At 65.0% G+C, this 13,201-nt stretch carries 10 protein-coding genes; 1 reads left to right on the plus strand and 9 read right to left on the minus strand.

All coding sequences use genetic code 11. The features are described from left to right. Nucleotides 1-256 precede the first annotated feature (256 nt). Together LXM94_RS14790 and LXM94_RS14795 are read right to left on the minus strand one after the other, a co-directional pair. Nucleotides 257-1,549 (minus strand): ABC transporter substrate-binding protein, encoded by a 1,293-nt coding sequence (locus tag LXM94_RS14790; protein WP_235772234.1) that lies wholly within the window; start codon nucleotides 1,547-1,549, stop codon nucleotides 257-259. 31 nt (nucleotides 1,550-1,580) lie between these two features. Further along, the gene (locus LXM94_RS14795; protein WP_235772235.1) at nucleotides 1,581-2,669 is read right to left on the minus strand and encodes an ABC transporter ATP-binding protein; all 1,089 of its coding nucleotides are present in this window, start codon (nucleotides 2,667-2,669) and stop codon (nucleotides 1,581-1,583) included. Between the two features lie 257 nt (nucleotides 2,670-2,926). On the opposite strand from LXM94_RS14795, the gene LXM94_RS14800 reads away from it, so the two are divergent. Further along, nucleotides 2,927-3,634 carry a GntR family transcriptional regulator gene (locus LXM94_RS14800; protein WP_235772236.1) on the plus strand — a complete coding sequence of 236 codons (708 nt, stop codon included), beginning with the start codon at nucleotides 2,927-2,929 and terminating at the stop codon, nucleotides 3,632-3,634. On the opposite strand, the gene LXM94_RS14805 is transcribed toward LXM94_RS14800, so the two are convergent. The 7 genes from LXM94_RS14805 to LXM94_RS14835 all read right to left on the minus strand — a co-directional run bounded on the left by LXM94_RS14805 (nucleotide 3,612) and on the right by LXM94_RS14835 (nucleotide 12,983). Continuing rightward, a complete protein-coding gene (locus LXM94_RS14805; RefSeq protein ID WP_235772237.1) occupies nucleotides 3,612-4,262 on the minus strand; it encodes a TetR family transcriptional regulator in 651 nt (216 codons plus the stop codon). The two genes, LXM94_RS14800 and LXM94_RS14805, sit on opposite strands and share 23 nt — an antisense overlap. A gap of 51 nt (nucleotides 4,263-4,313) precedes the next feature. Then, entirely contained in the window at nucleotides 4,314-7,448 is a 3,135-nt protein-coding gene (locus LXM94_RS14810) for an efflux RND transporter permease subunit (RefSeq protein ID WP_235772238.1), read from the minus strand. An 11-nt stretch (nucleotides 7,449-7,459) separates the two neighbouring features. Continuing rightward, the gene (locus LXM94_RS14815) at nucleotides 7,460-8,701 is read right to left on the minus strand and encodes an efflux RND transporter periplasmic adaptor subunit (protein WP_235772239.1); all 1,242 of its coding nucleotides are present in this window, start codon (nucleotides 8,699-8,701) and stop codon (nucleotides 7,460-7,462) included. Between the two features lie 206 nt (nucleotides 8,702-8,907). Then, the gene (locus LXM94_RS14820) at nucleotides 8,908-9,909 is read right to left on the minus strand and encodes an ABC transporter ATP-binding protein (RefSeq protein ID WP_235772240.1); all 1,002 of its coding nucleotides are present in this window, start codon (nucleotides 9,907-9,909) and stop codon (nucleotides 8,908-8,910) included. Between the two features lie 14 nt (nucleotides 9,910-9,923). Continuing rightward, nucleotides 9,924-10,985 carry a Gfo/Idh/MocA family protein gene (locus LXM94_RS14825; protein WP_235772241.1) on the minus strand — a complete coding sequence of 354 codons (1,062 nt, stop codon included), beginning with the start codon at nucleotides 10,983-10,985 and terminating at the stop codon, nucleotides 9,924-9,926. Nucleotides 10,986-11,166: 181 nt separating this feature from the next. After that, nucleotides 11,167-12,006 (minus strand): carbohydrate ABC transporter permease, encoded by an 840-nt coding sequence (locus LXM94_RS14830; RefSeq protein WP_235772242.1) that lies wholly within the window; start codon nucleotides 12,004-12,006, stop codon nucleotides 11,167-11,169. A gap of 14 nt (nucleotides 12,007-12,020) precedes the next feature. Continuing rightward, on the minus strand, nucleotides 12,021-12,983 hold the full coding sequence (locus LXM94_RS14835) for a carbohydrate ABC transporter permease (protein ID WP_235772243.1): 963 nt from the start codon (nucleotides 12,981-12,983) through the stop codon (nucleotides 12,021-12,023). Between the last annotated feature and the right edge of the window lie 218 nt (nucleotides 12,984-13,201).

Genomic DNA, 13,201 nt, shown 5'->3' on the forward strand with positions numbered 1-13,201 from the left:
CGGGGCAGATCATCGCAGTTCTCACTGTCGGCGAACGGTGTTGCCCCTCACCAACAAAATCAGAGGTTTAGCCTCCGGCTAAGCCCTCGATTTTGTATCCTCTCTCGCAAGGGGAGAGGAAACGCCGTGTATGTATCGGCCCCCTGCCACAGCAGCCTCGGACCCAAGGTCGCGGCATGGGCTCCTTCTCCCCTGGAGGGAGAAGGTGCCGGCAGGCGGATGAGGGGCCACCACTTCCGCCTGCCCTGCTCTTCCTTTAGGCTGCGATGAACTCGTTCCAGCGGCGGACCATGTAGCGGTCCTCGTCCATCACCGAGTTCCAGCAGGCGACCTTGCCCATGCGCTCCTCGAAGGAACCGCCGTCGCGCACCGCACCGGCCTTCTCCATCACCTTGCCTTCCGGCGACAGGATGTCGCCAGCGGCCGGCTTGCCCTCGATCCAGTAGCCCCATTCGTCGGCGGACATGAAGCCCTTTGCGGTCTCCATGCAGGCCGAGTAGTAGCCTTGGCGGTTGAGGTAGCCGCCGACCCAGCCGGACGTGTACCAGTTGATATATTCATAGGCCGCGTCGAGCTGCGCACCCGAAAGGTGCGCAGCCAGCCCGAGACCGCCGCCCCAGGAGCGGTAGCCTTCCTTCAACGGCTGATACTTGCAGGCGATGCCCTTGGAGCGCACGGCCGCGACGGCCGGCGACCACATGGACTGGATGACGACTTCGCCGGAGGCCATCAGGTTGACGGACTCGTCGAAGGACTTCCAGAAGGCGCGGAACTGGCCGTCCTGCTTGGCCTTGATGAGGAAGTCGATCGTCGCGTCGATCTCTTCCGTCGTCATGTTGCCCTTGTCGGCATACTTGATGTTGCCCATGGCCTCCATGATCATCGCCGCATCCATGATGCCGATCGACGGGATGTTGAGGATCGAGGTCTTGCCCTTGAAGGCCGGGTCCATGATGTCGGCCCAGGTGGTGATCTCGCGACCGACGAGGTCGGGGCGGATGCCGAGCGTGTCGGCGTTGTAGATCGTCGGCATCATGGTGAAAAATTCGGTTTCGCCTGCCGCGAAAGTCTTGGCATCCGCAGCCTCGACGAAGCCCACCGTGTGCGGCGCCGTGCCCTGCGCGATCACGCTGTCGGGCGTCAGCTTGCCGGTCTTGAAGAGCGGAACGACCTTGTCGTAGTAGGTCAGCTTCTTGGTATCCATCGGCTGGATCACGCCGGTCGGGAAGACTTTCTTGAGGATCCAGTATTCGATGTCGGCGATGTCGTAGCTGTCCGGCTGGGTGACGGCGCGCTGGGCGGCGGCGTCGGAGTCCGTCGCCGTCATCTCCAGCGTGACGCCGAGGTCTTCCTTGCACTTCTCGGCGATGGCGTTGATGTTCGACACGCCCGTGCCGAACTGGCGCAGCGTGATCGGGTTCTGCGCCCAGATCGTCGGGAATCCCGTGATGGCGCCGGAGCCGGCGATGGCGCCGGCGGCCGCAGCCCCGCTCTTCAGCAGCGAACGGCGGGTGATGCCGCCCTTCTTGGTCTCGATCTCTTTCGTCATTGTCGTTCCCCTTTTGGTGGTTGGTCGAAAGTCAGGCGGCTACGCGGCCGAGGAGAACGACGTCCTCCAGGGCCCAGCTCAGCGCGACGACGTCGCCGACGGCGACAGGCTTCGCGAAATAGTCGGCATCCGACAGGATGGCGGTGAAGTCGTCGCTGCCGGCGCCGACCGCGGTCACCTTCACCGAGGAGCCGCGATATTCGACATTGGAGACGACTCCGTTGAAGCCGAGCGGCCTCTCCGTCGGTTCCTCGATCCGCACGCGGTCGGTGCGCACGCCGATATCGACCGGCGCACCGACGTCGAGCCCCTCGCCGGCCACGGCGAAAACCTGGCCCTCCGGCGCCTCGAAGACGATCCGGCCGCCCTGGTTGTTGATGACGCGGCCGGAGAGCACATTGTGATCGCCCATGAAGCGCGCGACGAAGGCGGTCGCCGGCCGCTCGAAGACCTCGCGCGGCGTCGCTGCCTGTTCGATCCGGCCGTCGTTCATGATGACGATGATGTCGGCGAGCGCCATCGCCTCTTCCTGGCTGTGGGTGACGTGGACAAAGGAAATGCCGAGGCTCTTCTGGAGCTTCTTGAGCTCGGCGCGCATCCTGATCTTGAGGAACGGATCGAGGGCGGAGAGCGGCTCGTCGAGAAGCAGGGCATCCGGGCCGGTGATCAGCGCACGGGCGAGCGCCACGCGCTGCTGCTGGCCGCCGGAGAGCTGCTGCGGCCGGCGGCCGGCATAGGCCTCCATCTGCATCAGCGTCAGCATGTCGAGCGCCTTGGCGCGGCGCTCTTCCTTGTCGACACCCTTCATCTTGAGGCTGAAGGCGACATTGTCGACGAGATCGAGATGCGGAAAGAGCGCATAGGACTGGAACATCATCGAGGTGCCGCGCTTGGCCGGCGGCAGGTCGGTGATGACGGCATTGCCGAGGCGGATGTCGCCGGATGAAATGCTCTCGTGTCCGGCGATCATGCGCAGCGTCGACGACTTGCCGCAGCCGGATGGTCCGAGCAGGCAGCAATAGCTGCCGCCCGGGATCTTCAGGCTGATGGAGTGAACCGCCGTCGTGCCGCCATAGACCTTGGAGACGGAGACGATATCGATCTCGGATGCCTTGGACATGCAGAGTTCCCCATTTTTGGGTTCCTCCCATGCAGCCACCGTGCCAGTTCCGGGGACGTCGTTTAACCGTATGAAAACAAGTGAAATTTTCCAGAAGCGTCAAAAACAGCCATCTTTTGCACTGCCCATAAAATGGGCTATCGTCACCAATTTCGTGCAAATATTGTATACAATAGCCTGCAAAAATTGCAGACAAAAAAGCGATTTTCTTCCTCCGGATTCCACTGTAACGTGGCGGCAAATCGGACCACCGAACCATGGCAGCAGAACTCTCCCTTCCCGCCGAAGAAGCCGCAGACGGCGGCAGCCAGCAGATTCGCGACGCACTGCGCGAGGCGATCGTCGAGCGGCGGCTCGCCCCCGGCACGAAGCTTTCGGAGGCCGATGTCGGCAAGCTCTTCAAGGTCAGCCGCACGCTGGTGCGCGGCGCCCTGCAGGCGCTCTCCTACGAGGGGCTCGTCAAGGTGGAGCGCAACCGCGGCGCCTTCGTCGCCTATCCCTCGCCGGAGGAGGCCCGCGAGATCTTCGCGGCGCGCCGGCAGATCGAACCCGGCATCGTGACGGCGGCGGCCCGGAACGCCGCGCCATCGGACATCGTGCGCCTCAGGCACCTGCTCGCCGAGGAGCAGCGGCTGACCGGCCAGCGCGGTCGCGACGCGCGCCGCGCCGAGATCAAGGCGTCAGGCGACTTCCACCTGACGCTGGCGGCGATTGCCGGCAACAGCATCATGGAACGCTTCATGGACGAACTCGTGGCCCGCTCCTCGCTCGTCATCGCGCTCTACGGCCAGTCGACGGCCTCGAGCTGCGGCCACCGGGAACACGAGGAGATCGCCGCCGCGCTGGAGACGGGCGACGCGGAGAAGGCCTGCCGGCTGATGCTGCACCACATCGACCATATCGAGACCGACCTCGACCTCCGGCCGAAGAACGGCATCGACCTCAGGGAAGCTCTGGCGATCTGACGTCGGCCACCGCGCCGCGCTGCGGGGTGAAGCTGCTGAAGAGCCGCTTCAGGCCCTCCTTGCCCTGCGCCGCGAGATCGAAGCGACGCCCGAACAGCAGCCATTCCGTACAGAGGCCCTTCATCATCCAGCGGAGCGCCGAGGCCGCGGAACTCGGCGTCCAGCAGGGGGTCAGCTGGCCTTCCGACGCCGCGCGTGCAAAGGCGAGCTCCAGCGCGCGCATGTGCTGGTCGTCCATCCGCTGCTGCTCGTCGAGCATGCCGGAGAGCTCGCCGCTATAGTCGCAGCGCAGGAGGATCGTCAGGATGCGCTGGCGCTGCTCGTCCCTGGAAAAATGATCGAGCCAGTCACCCGCCATGCTCTCGACCAGCGCAAGCGCGTCGCTTCCCGGTGCCTCGAGCCCGCGGTCGATCATGTCCTCCTGCGGCAGCGGCACCGACTTGTAGAGGGCGAGGAAGAGATCGGTCTTGTTCTGGAAGTGCCAGTAGATGGCACCGCGGGTAACGCCCGCCACATGCGCCACGTCCTCCATGGTCGCGGTCGAGACCCCCTTCTCGTAGAACACGCGCTCCGCCGCAGACAGGATCTGCTGGCGGGTCGCCTCGGCATCGGCTTTCGTCCTGCGCATGGCTCCCTCACACTGCAGGATGGCTCGCCACATGGCGGACCGCGTTGTCGATCATTCTGCCGGCGCGGCCTGGGCGGCCGCCTCCTTCTTCCTGCCGCCATAACCGAAGAGCCTCATCACGAAGACGAAGAACACCGGCACGAAGAAGATGGCAAGAACGGTGGCGGTGATCATGCCGCCCATCACGCCCGTGCCGATCGCCCGCTGGCTGCCCGAGCTCGCCCCGGTCGCGATCGCGAGCGGCAGCACGCCGAGCGTGAAGGCGAGCGACGTCATCAGGATCGGCCGGAAGCGCAGGTGGCAGGCTTCGACCGTCGCCTCCAGCAGCGACTTGCCATCGGCCATCAGCTCCTTCGCAAACTCGATGATCAGGATCGCGTTCTTCGCCGAAAGGCCGATGATCGCAATCAGGCCGACCTTGAAGTAGACGTCGTTCGACATGTCGCGCAGCGTAACCGCGATGACGGCGCCGATGACGCCGAGCGGCACGACGAGGATGACGGCGATCGGAATCGACCAGCTTTCGTAGAGCGCGGCGAGGCACAGGAAGACGAGCAGGCAGGAGAGCGCGATGAGGATCGGCGCCTGCGAGCCCGACTGGATCTCCTGCAGCGACTGGCCCGTCCACTCGTAGCCGAAGCCGGGCGGCAGTTGCGCGGCAAGCCGCTCCATCTCGGCAATCGCATCGCCCGACGAGAAGCCGGGCTTCGTATCCCCGCTGAAGCGGACCGACGGGTAGCCGTTGTAGCCGACCGTCTGCGTCGGCGCCTTGACCCATTCGACGGACGCGAAGGCGGATAGCGGAACCATGCCGCCATCCGCGTTGCGGACATTGAGGTTCAGCAGGTCGGCGACCTGCATGCGCTTTTCCTCGTCCGCCTGAACCGTCACGCGCTGCATGCGGCCGGCATTCGGAAAGTCGTTGACATAGGTCGAGCCGAGATTGGTCGAGATCGCCGAGTTGATCTCGGCGAAGGTCACGCCGAACGTGTTGGCCTTCTCCCGGTCGATCACCACGTCGACCTGCGCCGCATCCGGCATGCCCTCGAAGCGAACGCCGGCAACGACCGGGCTCTGGGCCGCAAGGCCGAGAAGCTGGTCGCGCGCCTGGGCGAGCGCCGCCTCGCCGAGACCGCCGCGATCCTGCAGGCGGAAGGAGAAGCCGCCCGTCGTGCCGAGACCCTGGATCGGCGGCGGCGACAGCGCGAAGCTGATCGCGTCCTTGATCTGGCTCATCGCGCCCGTCGCGCGGCCGGCGATCGCCTGCGCGGCATTCTCAGGCCCGCGTTCGCTCCAATCCTTGAGCGTCACGAAGGCGAGGCCCGCATTCTGGCCGGCACCGAAGAAAGAGAAGCCGTTGATCGCGACGATCGTGTCGACGGCGGGCTCCTGGCCGAATATCTGCTCGGCCTGGGCGATCACCTCGTCGGTGCGGTGCCCCGTCGCCTCGGACGGAAGCTGCATCATGACGATGACGAAGCCCTGGTCCTCGTCCGGAAGAAAGGAGGATGGCAGTTTCAGGAACATGTAGCCGAGACCCGCAAGGATCGCGACGTAGATGACCATCACCCGTCCGGCGCGGCGGATCAGCCAGCCGATCGAGCCGCTATAGCCGTGCGAGGTCCGGTCGAAGGACCGGTTGAACCAGCCGAAGAAGCCCCGCTTGGCGTGATGATGGCCCTTCGGCACCTGTTTCAGGAAGCTGCCGCAAAGCGCCGGCGTCAACGACAGCGCAAGGAAGGCAGAGAACAGGATCGACACGACCATGGTCAGCGAGAACTGCTGGTAGATCACGCCGACGGCGCCGGGGAAAAAGCCCATCGGGATGAACACCGAGGCCAGCACCAGCGTGATGCCGATGACGGCGCCGGTGATCTGCTTCATCGCCTTTCGGGTCGCCTCCTTGGGCGGCAGCCCCTCCTCCGACATGATGCGCTCGACGTTTTCCACGACGATGATCGCATCGTCGACGAGAATGCCGATCGCCAGCACCATGGCGAACATGGTGAGCACGTTGATCGAGAAGCCCATGGCGAACATGACGGCGCAGGTGCCGAGCAGCGCCACGGGCACGACGAGTGTCGGGATGATCGTGTAGCGGATGTTCTGCAGGAACAGGAACATCACGAGGAAGACGAGGCCGACGGCCTCGAGCAGGGTGTGCAGCACCTTCTCGATCGACACCCTCACGAAGGGCGAGGTGTCGTAGGGGATCGAATATTCCAGCCCCGGCGGGAAGAACTCGGACAGCTCGTCCATGCGCGCCTTGATCGCCTCCGACGTCGCCATGGCGTTGCCGGTCGGTGACAGCTGCACGCCGATCGCCGCGGAAGGCTGGCCGTTGAGGCGGGTCGAGAAGGAGTAGCTTTCGCCGCCGACCTCGATGCGCGCGACGTCCCGCAGCCGCACCGCCGAGCCGTCCGCATTGCCGCGCAGCACGATCGCGCCGAATTCCTCCGGCGTCGTGAGCTGGCCCTTGATGTTGACGGGGGCGGTGATCTGCTGGGCGATCGGATTCGGCTGCGCGCCGATCGAGCCTGCGGCGATCTGGGCGTTCTGCGCCTCCACGGCGGCCGTGACGTCGGTCGCCGTCAGGTTGAGGCCGAGCATCTTGTCCGGATCGAGCCAGATGCGCATCGAGCGCTGCGTGGCGAAGAGCTGCGCACGGCCGACGCCGGGAACGCGCTGGACCTCGCTCAGGATGTTGCGGTTCAGATAGTCGCCGAGGCCGATCGCGTCCATCGAGCCGTCGGTGGAGGTGAGCGAGATGATGAGCAGGAAGCCGGAGCCCGCCTCCTCGACGGTCACGCCCTGGCGGCGCACGGAATCGGGCAGGCGCGGCTCGACGCGGCTGATGCGGTTCTGCACATCGACCGACGCCTGGCTCGGGTCGGTGCCGGGCGCGAAGGTGATGTTGATCTCGGCGGAGCCCGCCGCACTCGAGGTGGACTCGAAATAGAGCATGCCCTCGACGCCGTTCAATTCGTCCTCGATGAGCTTCGTGACGCTCTGGTAGGTGTCCTGCGACGAGGCGCCCTGGTAGGTCGTGCTCACCGAGATCTGCGGCGGCGCGACCTCCGGATATTGCGCGATCGGCAGGAGCGGGATGGCGATGGCGCCGGCGATCATGATCATGATCGCCACGACCCAGGCGAAGATCGGCCTGTCGATGAAGAAACTCGGCATGGATCAGGCCCTCACTTTGCCTGCTCGTTCGGCTCGGCCTTGGCCGCACCCTCGGTCGATCCGGTCTCCGCGGCGGCATCCGTCTGCTGTTCGCCGGCCGGCACATCGGCGGCGGCATCCGGCTTCCAATCGGCCGGAACGACCTCGCCGCCCGGCTGGACCTTCTGGAAACCCTCGACGATGATCTTCTCGCCGGCCGTCAGCCCGTCGGTCACCACCCAGCGCGTGTCGATGGCACGGCCGACCCGGACCGGGCGCACGCCCGCCTTGTTGTCCGCGCTCACCACGAAGACCTGCGCACTGCCGGAGGCGTCGCGTTGCACGGCCTGCTGCGGCACGAGCACCGCGTTCCTCTCTACGCCCTGCTCGATCTGCACCCGGACGTACATGCCGGGAAGGAGGTCGCCGTCCGGATTCGGAAACTCGCCGCGCAGCGTTACCTGGCCGGTGGTCGCATCGACCGCCGCTTCGGAGAACAGCAGCCTGCCGCGATGCGGATATTCCGTGCCGTCGTCGAGCAGGAGCTTGACATCGGCCGAGTTGTTTTCGGCCATCAGGTCGCCGTCCTCGAGCGCCTTGCGCAGGCGGATAAGGTCCGTCGCCGACTGGGTGAAGTCGGCATAGACGGGATTGAGCTGCTGGATCGTCGCGAGGTTCTCGGTGCCGCTTGCGCTGACAAGTGCCCCCTCGGTGATCAGGGCGCGGCCGATGCGGCCGCTGATCGGCGCCGTCACATCGGCATATTCGAGATTGAGCTGCGCCGTCGCAAGGCCAGCCTCGGCGATCGCGACATCGGCATCGGCCTGCGCGAGCTGGGCGACCGCGTCGTCGTACTGCTGCGCCGAAGCCACATTCGACTTGTGGAGCTGCTCCTGGCGATCGGCGGCCGTCTGCGCCTGCATGCGCACGGCCTTGGCGCGTCGCAGCGTTGCTTCCGCACTGTCGACCTGGACCTGGAAAGGTGCCGGATCGATGCGATAGAGCACGTCACCCTGTTCGACGCGGGATCCCTGCTCAAAGACGCGCTCAACGACGATGCCGCTCACGCGCGGCCGCACTTCGGCAACGCGCGTCGCGGCGATGCGGCCGGGCAGCTCGTTGGTGATCGGCACGTCTTCGGTGGCGGTCGTGATGACGGCGACCTGCGGTGGCGGAAAGCCGCCGCCCGCAGCCGCCTGCTCTTCCTGCTGGCAGCCGGCGAGCAGCAGAAGGCTCGTCATCGACACAATGGTGAAAGGTCTCGGCAAACGCATGGGCTTTTCCAGTCAAAGGTGCCGGCCGCCCGCGCGACGGCCCGACAGGTCGGAAAGTAATGAAATGATGGGATGCGGGAGGCCGCCGGCCGCCCGCATCCATTTATACAAACATGTCTGTATGTTAATTTTTGACGTTGCGCAATATTTTGTCGCAACGCGAAAAGCGCCATCTGCAGCGGCATCACACGATCGTGATGCGTGCCTCAGCGCATCGCGCTGCCCGCGTCGTCAAAACGGTGAAGCTGTCCGGCGTTCGGCGTCGCATAGACGAGGTCGTCCGGCGCGTAGTGGTGCTCGCCGAACAGCCGCGCGGTCAGAAGGCCGGCCTTTTCCGATTCCAGATAGACGATCGTATCGGCACCGAGATGCTCGACATGCACGACCTTGCCCTGCCACTCGCCGCTGTCGCGCGAAAGCGTCATATGCTCGGGACGGATGCCGATGGTCTTCGCCCCGTCGATGCCGAGGCGTGCGGCATCGACGAAATTCATCGCCGGCGAGCCGATGAAGCCGGCGACGAACAGATTGGCCGGCCGGTTGTAGAGCTCCATCGGCGAACCGACCTGCTGGATGACGCCGCCGTCCAGCACGACGATCTTGTCGGCGAGCGTCATCGCCTCGACCTGGTCGTGCGTCACGTAGATCATCGTCGCCTTCAATTCGCGGTGCAGCCGGGCGATCTCCAGCCGTGTGTTGACGCGCAGCGCCGCATCGAGGTTCGACAGCGGTTCGTCGAACAGGAAGAGCTTCGGCTCGCGCACGATGGCCCGCCCGATCGCCACGCGCTGGCGCTGGCCGCCGGAAAGCTCGGCCGGGCGGCGCGCGAGATAGCTGTCGAGCGAGAGCATGCCCGACGCCTTCGTCACCCGCTGATCGATCTCCGCCTTCGGGGTCCCCGCCTGCTTGAGGCCGAGTCCCATATTGTCCTTGACGCTCAGGTGCGGGTAGAGCGCATAGGACTGGAAGACCATCGCGATGCCGCGCCTGGCGGGCGGCACGACGCCGACCTCCGCCCCGTCGATCAGGATATTGCCGGTCGTCGCGTCCTCGAGGCCGGCGATGATCCTCAGCAGCGTCGATTTCCCGCAGCCGGACGGGCCGACGAAGATGACGAATTCACCGTCCTTCACGTCGAGGTCGATGCCCTTGAGCACGTCGACCGGACCGAAGGACTTGCGCACGGATTTCAGTTGAAGAGAGCCCACCAATCGTCCCCTTGTTATAATTTGACCGGTCTGCCGGTTCTCACACTCTCGTCGGCCGCCAGGCAGATGCGCAGCGACTGCACCGCATCGTCCATGTGGCGCGAAAGGTCGATATCCTCGCGGATCGCCTTCAGCACATAGGCCTGCTCGCGGTCGCAGAGCTCCTGGTGGCCGGGCTCGCCCGCCATCGTCAGGTCCTCGTCGACCTTGAGGAATTTGCCATCCGGCCCTGTCTCGGCACGGTGCAGGCGGAGGACGGCCGTCTTGGTATGCGTGTCGATGTCGTCGGACTTGGCGTTCGGGTCCATGACGATCGAGACCGATCCCTTCGGCGACATCACGTCCTTCACGAAGAAGGCGGTTTCCGAGATCATCGGCCCCCAGGCCGCCTCGTACCAGCCGACCGAGCCGTCCTCGAACATCACCTGCAGATGACCGTAGTTGTACATCTCCGGCGCGATCTCGTCGGAAAGGCGAAGTCCCATGCCGCGCACCTCCACGGGTTTCGCGTCGGTGATCTGGCACATCACGTCGACATAGTGCACGCCGCAATCGACGATCGGCGGCGTCGTCTGCATCAGCGCCTTGTGCGTCTCCCAGGTCGGGCCGCTCGACTGCTGGTTCAGGTTCATGCGGAAGACGTAAGGACCGCCCAGCTTGCGCGCCTCGCCGATCAGCCGCACCCACGACGGATGATGCCGCAGGATATAGCCGACGACGAGCTTGCGGCCGTTGGCCCTGGCGCAGGCGACGACACGCTCCGCGTCGGCCACCGTCGTCGCCAGCGGCTTCTCGACGAAGACATGGGCGCCCGCCTCCATCGCCATGACCGCGAAATCGGCATGGCTGTCGGAATAGGTGTTGATCGAGCAGAGCTCCGGCTTCAGCGCCTTCAGCGCCTCCGGGAAGGACGGCAGGATGTCGTAGCCCTTCAGCGACTCCGGCAGGTCAACCTTCGACCGGTTGACGAGGCCGGCGATCGCAAAGCCCGGGTTCTCGTGATAGGCGAGCGCGTGGCTGCGGCCCATATTGCCGAGACCGGCCGACAGGACGCGGATCGCAGATGTCGAAGTCATTGATTGTTCCCTTCAGAGACGTCGGCGCGGGACACCCCCTCACCCGGCCTCCGCTTCGCTTGGCCACCCTCTCCCCAAGGGGGGAGGAAGTACGCAGATGTCACGGCATGGTCCCCTTCTCCCCTCGGGGAGAAGGTGGCCCACAGGGCCGGATGAGGGGGCGAACCGCGGTCGCAAACCGTCACTTCACTGCTCCCGACGTGATGCCGCGGATGAGCTGCCGCGAAAAGACGAGGTAGAGGACGAGGACCGGGAAGATCGCGAGCGACAGTGCGGCGAGAACCGCGTTCCAGTTCGTCACGAACTGCCCGATGAATATCTGGGAGCCGAGCGTCACCGTCTTGGTGGCCTCGCTCGGGGCCAGGATCAGCGGGAACCAGAGGTCGTTCCAGATCGGGATCATGGTGAAGACGGCGACCGTCGCCATGGCGGGCCGGACGAGCGGCAGCACGAGGCGGAAGAAGATCGCATATTCCGAAAGCCCGTCGATCCGGCCGGCATTCTTGAGGTCGTCCGAGACGGTCTTCATGAATTCGGACAGGATGAAGACGGCAAGCGGCAGGCCTTGCGCCGTATAGACGAGGATCAGCGCCGTCAGCGTGTTGACGAGCCCGGTCGCGACCATGCCCTGCAGGATCGCCACCGTGCCGAGCCGGATCGGGATCATGATGCCGAGCGCCAGATAAAGCCCCATCAGCGTGTTGCCGCGGAAGCGGTATTCGGAAAGCGCGAAGGCGGCCATGGCGCCGAAGAGCAGCACGAAGAAGATCGAGACGACGGTGACGACCAGGCTGTTCTGGAAATAGTTGGCGAAATCCCCCTGCCCGAGCACCGTGACGTAGCCGACGAGATCGAAGGTCTCGGGCGTCGGCAACTGCATCGGGTTGCGGAAGATGGCGTTGCGGCTCTTGAACGAGTTGATGATCGTCAGGAACACCGGAAAGAGCGCGATGAGCGTATAGGCGATCAGCGCCAGATGGACGAGCGAGGTTCGGGTCAGCGATGTACGAGCCTTGGACATGGGGCGGCCTCCGGTCAGAACTGGTAGCGGCGCATGCGCCGCTGGATGACGAAGAGATAGAAGGACACGCCGGCAAGGATGATCAGGAACATCACCGTGGCGATCGTCGCCCCCATCGAACGGTCGCCGAGCTGGAGCTGGAAGCCGAAGAATGTGCGGTAGAGCAGCGTGCCGAGAATGTCCGTCGAACCGTCGGGCCCGGCGAGCGCGCCCTGCACGGTGTAGACCAGGTCGAAGGCGTTGAAATTGCCGACGAAGGTGAGGATCGAGATGATGCCGATCGCCGGCAGGATCAGCGGCAGCTTGATCTTCCAGAACTGGCTCCAGCCGGTGACGCCATCGCATTCCGCCGCCTCGATCACCTCGTCCGGGATGCTGAGAAGCGCTGCGTAGATCAGCATCATCGGAATGCCGACATATTGCCAGACGGAGATCAGCGAGACGGCGATCAGCGCCGAACCCGGCTTGCCGAGCCAGGGGCCGAACATCCATTTCAGGCCGACGAGATCGAGCAGGTAGGGCGACACGCCCCAGATCGGCGACAGGATCAGCTTCCAGATGAAGCCGACGATGACGAAAGAGAGCAGCGTCGGCAGGAAGATCGCGGTGCGGTAGAAGGCCGCGAAGCGGAGCTTCGGCAGCGACAGCATCGCGGCAAGCGCCACGCCGATCGGATTCTGCACCAGCATGTGGATCACGAAGAAGACGAAGTTGTTCTTGAGCGCGTTCCAGAAATCCGCCGCCCAGCGCTCGTTGCCGAAGAGCACGCCGAAATTGGCCAGGCCCACGAAGGCCGGCCGGCCGTCCACCGTGTTGTAGAAGGAGAGCCTGAGCGTCTCGAAGAGCGGCAGGATCATCACGGCGGTGTAGACGACGACGGCTGGCAGCAGGAACACGGCGATGTGCCAGCGGCGCGGGCGCCGCGCGGCCTCGATCGTCGCTTGCCCGATCGTCGCTTGAGGGACTGCTTCGCTCATGATCCCGCTCCGCCTCTTTGGTTTTCTTGTTTTCTCGACATGCGCCATGCGACCGCGCCGGCGGCTCTGCCGCGCGTCTTGCCGATCGCCCTGCACAATCTCAGCTTACACTTGCCCCGCGCCCATGGCGCAGACTTTTCGCCGGCCCGCGCCGATCCGCTTTCGGAGCGGCTCACGGGTGCTTAATGTCGGCAGTCTCGGTTTCCGGTCTGCCCGAC

Origin of the sequence: Rhizobium alarense (genome assembly GCF_021555155.1) — a bacterium.
Classification (GTDB): domain Bacteria; phylum Pseudomonadota; class Alphaproteobacteria; order Rhizobiales; family Rhizobiaceae; genus Rhizobium_D; species Rhizobium_D alarense.

Coding starts and splice junctions, on each gene's coding strand:
- LXM94_RS14790 (WP_235772234.1), bottom strand. CDS start 1,549: ATGACGAAAGAGATCGAGACCAAGAAGGGCGGCATCACCCGCCGTTCG.
- LXM94_RS14795 (WP_235772235.1), bottom strand. CDS start 2,669: ATGTCCAAGGCATCCGAGATCGATATCGTCTCCGTCTCCAAGGTCTAT.
- LXM94_RS14800 (WP_235772236.1), top strand. CDS start 2,927: ATGGCAGCAGAACTCTCCCTTCCCGCCGAAGAAGCCGCAGACGGCGGC.
- LXM94_RS14805 (WP_235772237.1), bottom strand. CDS start 4,262: ATGCGCAGGACGAAAGCCGATGCCGAGGCGACCCGCCAGCAGATCCTG.
- LXM94_RS14810 (WP_235772238.1), bottom strand. CDS start 7,448: ATGCCGAGTTTCTTCATCGACAGGCCGATCTTCGCCTGGGTCGTGGCG.
- LXM94_RS14815 (WP_235772239.1), bottom strand. CDS start 8,701: ATGCGTTTGCCGAGACCTTTCACCATTGTGTCGATGACGAGCCTTCTG.
- LXM94_RS14825 (WP_235772241.1), bottom strand. CDS start 10,985: ATGACTTCGACATCTGCGATCCGCGTCCTGTCGGCCGGTCTCGGCAAT.
- LXM94_RS14830 (WP_235772242.1), bottom strand. CDS start 12,006: ATGTCCAAGGCTCGTACATCGCTGACCCGAACCTCGCTCGTCCATCTG.
- LXM94_RS14835 (WP_235772243.1), bottom strand. CDS start 12,983: ATGAGCGAAGCAGTCCCTCAAGCGACGATCGGGCAAGCGACGATCGAG.